The organism is Pseudomonas sp. K5002, assembly GCF_013386655.1.
Lineage (GTDB): Bacteria > Pseudomonadota > Gammaproteobacteria > Pseudomonadales > Pseudomonadaceae > Aquipseudomonas.
This window is the reverse complement of sequence record NZ_JACARK010000369.1, coordinates 1-7,175: the sequence shown is the minus strand read 5'-3', so window position 1 is coordinate 7,175 and position 7,175 is coordinate 1. Positions and strand designations below refer to the sequence as shown.

Here is a 7,175-nt window from a genome sequence, read left to right as displayed (position 1 = left end):
CACACACCGCCGCGACCACGCTGAGCAGCACGGCGGTGGGGATGTCCACGGCAATGCCCAGGGTGTGCACGGCGGCCAGGGTCAGCACGGTGATGGTGATGGCAGCGCCGGCCATATTGATGGTGGCGCCCAGCGGGATCGACACCGAGTACGTGTCTTCATGCAGGCCCAGGCGCTTGCTCAACGCCAGGTTGACCGGAATGTTGGCCGCCGAACTGCGGGTGAAAAACGCGGTGATCCCGCTTTCCCGCAGGCACATCAGCACCAGCGGGTAAGGGTTGCGGCGCAGCTTCCAGAACACGATGGCCGGGTTGATCACCAGCGCGACGAACAGCATGCAGCCGATCAACACCAACAGCAGGTGTGCGTAGCCCAGCAGGGCGCCGAAGCCGGACGTGGCGAGGGTCGAGGCCACCAGGCCGAAAATCCCCAGGGGCGCGAAGCGGATCACCATGCGCACGATCAGCGTGACGCCGTTGGACAGGTCCCCCAGCACGGTGCGGGTGGTGTCGCTGGCATGGCGAATGGCGATGCCCATGCCGATGGCCCACGCCAGGATACCGATGAAATTGGCGTTCATCAGCGCGCTGACCGGGTTGTCCACCACGCTCAGCAACAGGCTTTGCAACACATCACCGATACCGCCGGGAGGGCTGACGGCCACATCGTGGGTGGCCAGCACCAGCGAGGAGGGGAACAGCGTGCTGGCGATCACCGCGACCACGGCGGCAGCGAACGTGCCCAGCAGGTACAGGAACAGGATCGGGCGGATATGGGTTTCCTGGCCGTGCTTGTGGCTGGCAATCGAGGCCATCACCAGCACAAATACCAGGATGGGCGCGACGGCCTTGAGCGCCGAGACAAAGACCTTGCCAATAAACCCGGTGGCTTGTGCGACGTCGGGCAACAGCAGGGCCAACAGGATACCGGCGATCAGGCCGATGACAATTTGGGTGACCAGGCTGATAGACATCAGGCGTTGAAAGAGGGAAGGGGCAGCAGTCATAAAAAGGTTGTCTCTGGTTTTTTTAATAGATGCAGCTAGGCAGCATGAATCTGGCAGGGGCGAAGTCTAACATCTGTAGGAAACGTCTAATCCGGGTGCGGCGTTCCGTCACCACGATGGGACACATTCTGTTAACATTGCCCATCCTCTTATTTCTTCTCTATCAGCGGGCCCTCCGGGCTGTCGTTGATGTCGCTGTTTTCTGGAGTTTTTAATGCTGTTTCCGATCCTGCTGTTGTCGGCAGCCGGTTTTACCGTGCTGACCACAGAGTTCATCATCGTCGGCCTGTTGCCTTCCATCGCCCGGGACCTCGATGTAAGCGTGTCCCAGGCCGGGTTGCTGGTGACGTTGTTCGCCTTCACCGTGGCGGCGTTTGGCCCGTTCCTGACCGCATATTTCGCCCGGTTCGAGCGCAAGCGGCTGTTTATCACGATCCTGATCATGTTCGGCCTGGCCAACACTCTGGCGGCGATGGCCTCGAATATCTGGGTCATGTCCCTGGCCCGGTTGATCCCGGCGCTGGGGCTGCCGGTGTTCTGGGCCCTGGCCAGCGAGACAGCGGTGGACATTGTGGGGCCGGATTTCGCCGGCCGCGCGATTGAAAAAATCGGCTTCGGCATCGTGTGTGCCACGGTCTTCGGGATCCCGGTGGGCACGCTGATTTCCGATATGTTCGGCTGGCGCACCGCCTTTGGCATTCTTGCGGTGGTGGCGTTCGCCAAGGCCCTGCTGCTGTTTATCTACCTGCCGAAGACCCGGGCAAAAAACGACCAGGTCAGCCTGCGCTCGCAGTTCAAGATCTTGCGCAGCCCGCTGATGCAAGGCCATATCCTGCTGTCGATCCTGGTGTTCAGCGGGATGTTCACCGCCTACACCTACCTGGCAGACATTCTCGAACGCCTGGCGGGTTTTGACGGCACGGTAGTGGGCTGGTGCCTCATGGGCTTTGGCGCGGTCGGCCTGATCGGCAACTCTTTGGGCGGGCGCATGGTCGACCGTCATCCGCTGATTGCGTCGATGGTGTTCTGCGGTTTCATGATCGCCGGCATGGTGGCGCTGGTGCCCGCCATCCATTCCACGATCGGGTTGGCGGCGGCGATGGCGGTATGGGGCGTGACCCAGGCGGCATTGTTTCTGGTCAGCCATGTGCGACTGATGAAGGCCGCACCCCATGCGCCGGCGTTTGCCGCCTCGTTGAACATTGCCGGGGCCAACCTGGGGATTGGCCTGGGGGCGCTGGTGGGCGGGCACGTGATCGACACCCTGGGCCTGGGCAGCCTCGGGTTTGCCGCGGCGGGCTTTATCCTGTTGTCGATCCTGCTGGCGCTGTGGCTGATGACTGCCAAGACCCGCGCCGTCTGCGCCTGAGCCTTCAGGGCAGGGAAGTGAACAGCTCCCGTCTGGCACCTTCGGTAATCGCCACGATGCCGGGGTGCTTGACCTTGCGCTCCACCGAGATTGCATAAAACGATTCGGTCACCGCATCCGTCTGGCCGATCAGCGCCACGCCATACTGGCGCTCCACCTCGTCGGCAATCACGCTCGGCGCGATAAAAATCCCGCTGCCGGATTGGCCAAAGGCCTGCATCAACGCACTGTCGTCAAATTCCCCGACAATCCGTGGCTGGATCTGCTGCTCGGCAAACCAGCGCAGCAAACGGCTGCGCACCACCGTCTCCGCCCCCGGAATCAACAGCGGCGCACCCTGCAGGCATTGTGGGAAATCGCCGCGATGCTGGTCAGCCAATGCCTGGGTTGCGAAAAAGCTGATGCCGCATTCCCCGAGCTTCTGGCTGTAGCCCTTGATGTCCAGGTGCGGCGGCATCGGGCTGTCGGAGATCACCAGGTCCAGGCGCTGGATCGCCAGGTCCGCCAGCAAGCGTTCGAGCTTGTCTTCACGGCAGGTGATGCGGATCGGCTCGCTCAACTCCATGGTTGGCGCAATCAACCGATAGACAATGGACTTGGGCACCACATCCGCGACGCCAACCCGGAACAGGATCTGCTGCTCATTGGGCTGGGTGCGCAACATCGCTTCAAGCTCATTGCCCAGCTGGAACATCTGCTCGGCATAGGGCAGCGCCTGGCGCCCGGCTTCGGTCAGCTCCAGCTGGCGCCCGACCTTCTGGAACAATGCCACGCCAAAGGTCTGCTCCAGCAGGCTGATCTGCCCGCTGATGGTCTGCGGCGTGAGGTTCAGTTGCTCGCAGGCGCGCACGATGCTGCCGGTCTTGGCGACGACCCAGAAGTAGTGCAGTTGTCGGTAATTGAGCATGGCGGCCAATACTTCGTGAAAACCGAAGTATAAACGAAAAAAATACGAATTTTCCTGAAGTGTTCCCCTGCATAGAATGCGTCGCTATCGAGGGGCCACTACTTGGACCCGACGGTTCTAACGAGGAACGCATCATGAAACTCAATTCCCTGGGCGCAACGGCGTTACTTGGGCTTTCATTAGTCATGCTCAGTGGCTGTGACCAAGCGGAAAAAAGCGCGCAACAACTGCTGGGCAAGGCCACCGAGTCGGCCAAGCAAGTGATTGACGACACCCACCAGGCCGCCGAACAGGCGTTGAGTGACGCGACCAAGGGCTTGATCGCACCGCCGCAAGGCAAGCCGGACAAGCCGGAACAGGAAGACAGCAAGGCTGAGTCCACCTCCCAAGAAACCTGATACCCGCACACAACACCAGGAATGACCTATGGAATACCTTTTACAACTGGCCGCCAGCCCGACCGCGTGGATCGCACTGGCCACCCTGATCGTCATGGAGATCGTGCTGGGGATCGATAACCTGATCTTTATCTCGATTCTCACCAACAAGTTGCCGGTGAAGCACCGGGCCAAGGCCCGCCGCATCGGCATCAGCATGGCATTGATCCTGCGTCTGGGCCTGTTGAGCACCATCGCCTTTATCGTGCAGCTGACCGAGCCGGTCATCGACATCCTGGGGCAGTCGTTCTCCTGGAAAGACATGATCCTGATCGCCGGTGGCCTGTTCCTGGTGTGGAAGGCCACCACCGAGATCCATCACAGCATGGACCCCGAGAAGGAGCATGTGGACACCGGCGCGCCGAGCGTGACCCTGGGCTTCGCCTCGGCGATTGGCCAGATCCTGCTGCTGGACATGGTGTTTTCCATCGACAGCATCATCACCGCCGTGGGCATGACCGAGCACTTGCCGATCATGATCATTGCCGTGGTGGTCTCGGTGATCGTGATGCTGGTGGCGGCCGAGCCGCTGGCCAAGTTCATCAACGACAACCCGACCATTGTGATGTTGGCCCTGGGCTTCCTCATCATGATCGGTATGACGCTGATCGCCGAAGGTTTCGGCGCCCATGTGCCAAAAGGCTATGTGTATGCGGCCATGGCGTTCTCGGCGGCTATCGAATGCCTGAACATGATGCGACGCAACCGGCATAAACGGCTTGCTGCCAAACACTAAGGGCTGAACATAAAGGCCGACTGCACGCAGTCGGCCTTTTGCTGTCTGCTAGAATCCGCCCACTTGACGCCTTGAGGGATACCCATGAACGAGCCGATTCGCCTGACCCAATACAGCCACGGTGCTGGTTGCGGTTGCAAGATCTCACCTCAGGTACTGGAAGTGATCCTCGCCGGCAGTGGCGCACAGAACCTCGACCCCAAGCTCTGGGTAGGCAACGCTTCGCGCGATGACGCGGCGGTGTACGCCATCGACGAGGAGCGCGGCGTGGTGTCCACCACCGACTTTTTCATGCCGATCGTCGATGACCCCTTCGACTTCGGCCGCATTGCCGCCACCAACGCCATCAGCGATATCTATGCGATGGGCGGCGATCCGTTGATGGCCATCGCGATTCTCGGCTGGCCGGTCAACGTGCTGGCTCCGGAGATTGCCCGGGAAGTGATTCGCGGCGGCCGTTCCGTGTGTGACGCTGCCGGGATTCCCCTGGCCGGCGGCCACTCCATCGACGCCCCCGAGCCGATCTTCGGCCTGGCCGTCACCGGGCTGGTGGAAAAGCGCCACATGAAGCGCAACGACACCGCCACCGCCGGTTGCCAACTGTACCTGACCAAACCCCTGGGCATCGGCATCCTCACCACGGCCGAGAAGAAGGGCAAGCTGCGCGAGGCCGACGTGGGCCTGGCCCGTGACTGGATGTGCACCCTCAACAAATCCGGCAGCCGTTTTGGCAAGCTGGCCGGTGTCACGGCCATGACCGACGTCACCGGTTTCGGCCTGTTGGGCCACCTGGTGGAAATGGCCGACGGCAGCCAATTAACTGCCCGCATCGAATACGAAAAAGTCCCACGCCTGCCCGGGGTTGAGTACTACCTGGAACAGGGCTGCGTCCCCGGCGGCACCTTGCGCAATTTCGACAGCTACGCCAGCAAGCTGGGGCGCCTGAACGAACTGCACAAACGCGTGCTGTGCGACCCGCAAACCAGCGGCGGGCTGCTGGTGGCGGTCACCCCCGAAGGCAATGCCGAATTCCTCGCCGTGGCGGCGGAGCTGGGCCTGAACCTTGAGCCGATCGGCGAACTGGTTGAGCGACAGACCAACGCGGTAGAGGTGTTCTGATGCCCATCGACATCACCGATTACCGCGACATCTTTCTCAACGACCGGCCGATGATGGATACCCGCGCGCCGATCGAGTTCATCAAGGGCGCGTTTCCCGGGGTGGTCAACCTGCCGTTGATGACCGACGACGAGCGCGAACGGGTGGGCACCTGTTACAAGCAGCAAGGCCAGCAGGCGGCCATTGTTCTCGGGCACGAACTGGTGTCCGGGGCGATCAAGGCCGAACGTATCGAACACTGGGCGCGTTTTGCCCAGGCCAATCCGGATGGTCTGCTGTACTGCTTTCGCGGCGGGATGCGTTCGCAGATTGCCCAGCAATGGTTGAAAACCGAGGCGGGTATCGACTATCCGCGAGTGGGCGGTGGCTACAAGGCCATGCGGACTTTCCTGCTCGACACGGTTGAAAGCGCCACCGCGCAATGCGACTTCGTACTGTTGGGCGGCATGACCGGTACCGGCAAGACCGAAGTGCTCGGCCAGTTGAACAACGCCCTGGACCTGGAAGGCCACGCCAACCATCGCGGTTCCAGCTTCGGCAAACGCGCCACGGCGCAACCTTCCAACATCGACTTCGAAAACCGCCTGGCGGTGGACCTGCTGAAAAAGCGGGCCGCCGGTATCGAGCAGTTTGTGGTCGAGGATGAGAGCCGCATGATCGGCAGCTGCGCGCTGCCGTTGCCCTTGCACAAGGGCATGCAGGGCTTCCCGATGGTCTGGCTGGAAGACAGCGTTGAAGGCCGGGTGGAGCGCATCCTGAAGGATTATGTGGTGGACCTCTGCGCCGAGTTTGTCGCGGTGTTTGGCGACACTGGCCAGGAACTGTTTGCCGAGCGCCTGACCCAGAGCCTGGGCAATATCCACAAGCGCCTGGGCGGCGAGCGGTTTGCGCGGTTGCACGCGATCATGCAGGACGCCTTGGCGGAGCAAGCTCGCAGCGGTGCGGTGGATTTGCACCGCGGCTGGATTGAAGGGCTGCTGCGTGAGTACTACGACCCGATGTATGCGTTCCAGCGGGAAAGCAAAGGCGCGCGTATCGAGTTTGCGGGAGAGCAAGCGGCGGTGGTGGAGTATTTCCGGGACAGGCTCGCTCGGCGTAAGTAATTGATTGAGTTCGCCGGCCCCTTCGCGAGCAAGCCCGCTCCCACATTCGACCGCACTCCTACAGGATAAACGCCCCGATCAGCCCACACACCACCCCCATCAGCATGGTCAAGCCGGCCACAGTCACCAGCACCCGCGCATCGAAATCCTTGCGCAGCATCAGCAGCGACGGCAGACTCACGCTCGGCAGGGTCATCAGCAAGGCCACGGCCGGGCCGGTGCCCATGCCGAGGGTCATCATGGTCTGCACGATGGGGATTTCGGCGGCGGTCGGGATCACGAACAACGTGCCGACAATCGCCAGAGGCACCAGCCACACCAGGCTGTTGGCCATGGCGCCGTCAACGTGGGGAAACAGCCAGACCCGCGCCGCGCCAAGGATCAGCACCGCCAGGATGTACACCGGAATCGTGCTCCAGAACAGCTGCCACAGGGTGCGCAGCCAGCGGGTCAGGAACGGTTCGGTTTCGGCATGGCTGGCCTGGGCCACGGCGTCGA

General features: G+C 61.8%; 8 protein-coding genes. 5 read left to right on the top strand and 3 right to left on the bottom strand.

Annotated elements, in window-relative coordinates:
- The coding region (sstT, locus tag HX846_RS17700; RefSeq protein WP_178965804.1) for a serine/threonine transporter SstT at positions 1 to 1,006 on the bottom strand (1,006 nt) is incomplete at its 3' end.
- 214 nt (positions 1,007 to 1,220) lie between these two features.
- Here sstT and HX846_RS17695 point away from each other — a divergent pair.
- Positions 1,221 to 2,375: an MFS transporter gene (locus tag HX846_RS17695; RefSeq protein ID WP_102604855.1), complete on the top strand. Its 1,155-nt coding sequence runs from the start codon at positions 1,221 to 1,223 to the stop codon at positions 2,373 to 2,375.
- Positions 2,376 to 2,379: 4 nt separating this feature from the next.
- On the opposite strand, the gene nhaR is transcribed toward HX846_RS17695, so the two are convergent.
- Positions 2,380 to 3,282, bottom strand: coding sequence for a transcriptional activator NhaR (gene nhaR / locus HX846_RS17690; RefSeq protein ID WP_003211241.1), 903 nt, complete (start codon positions 3,280 to 3,282; stop codon positions 2,380 to 2,382).
- A gap of 134 nt (positions 3,283 to 3,416) precedes the next feature.
- Here nhaR and HX846_RS17685 point away from each other — a divergent pair, with 134 nt between their 5' ends.
- From HX846_RS17685 to mnmH, 4 genes are all read left to right on the top strand, one after another.
- Positions 3,417 to 3,680 carry a hypothetical protein gene (locus HX846_RS17685; protein WP_177028778.1) on the top strand — a complete coding sequence of 88 codons (264 nt, stop codon included), beginning with the start codon at positions 3,417 to 3,419 and terminating at the stop codon, positions 3,678 to 3,680.
- Positions 3,681 to 3,708: 28 nt separating this feature from the next.
- Positions 3,709 to 4,455 (top strand): TerC family protein, encoded by a 747-nt coding sequence (locus HX846_RS17680; protein WP_003211245.1) that lies wholly within the window; start codon positions 3,709 to 3,711, stop codon positions 4,453 to 4,455.
- An 84-nt stretch (positions 4,456 to 4,539) separates the two neighbouring features.
- Positions 4,540 to 5,574, top strand: a complete 1,035-nt coding sequence (gene selD, locus HX846_RS17675) for a selenide, water dikinase SelD (RefSeq protein WP_178965803.1) — start codon at positions 4,540 to 4,542, stop codon at positions 5,572 to 5,574.
- Positions 5,574 to 6,677 carry a tRNA 2-selenouridine(34) synthase MnmH gene (gene mnmH / locus HX846_RS17670; protein WP_178965802.1) on the top strand — a complete coding sequence of 368 codons (1,104 nt, stop codon included), beginning with the start codon at positions 5,574 to 5,576 and terminating at the stop codon, positions 6,675 to 6,677. The genes selD and mnmH overlap by 1 nt, the downstream gene beginning before the upstream one ends.
- Before the next feature lie 58 nt (positions 6,678 to 6,735).
- Here mnmH and HX846_RS17665 read toward each other — a convergent pair.
- Positions 6,736 to 7,175 (bottom strand): permease (locus HX846_RS17665; protein WP_178965801.1); only part of this gene is annotated, 440 nt, incomplete at its 5' end.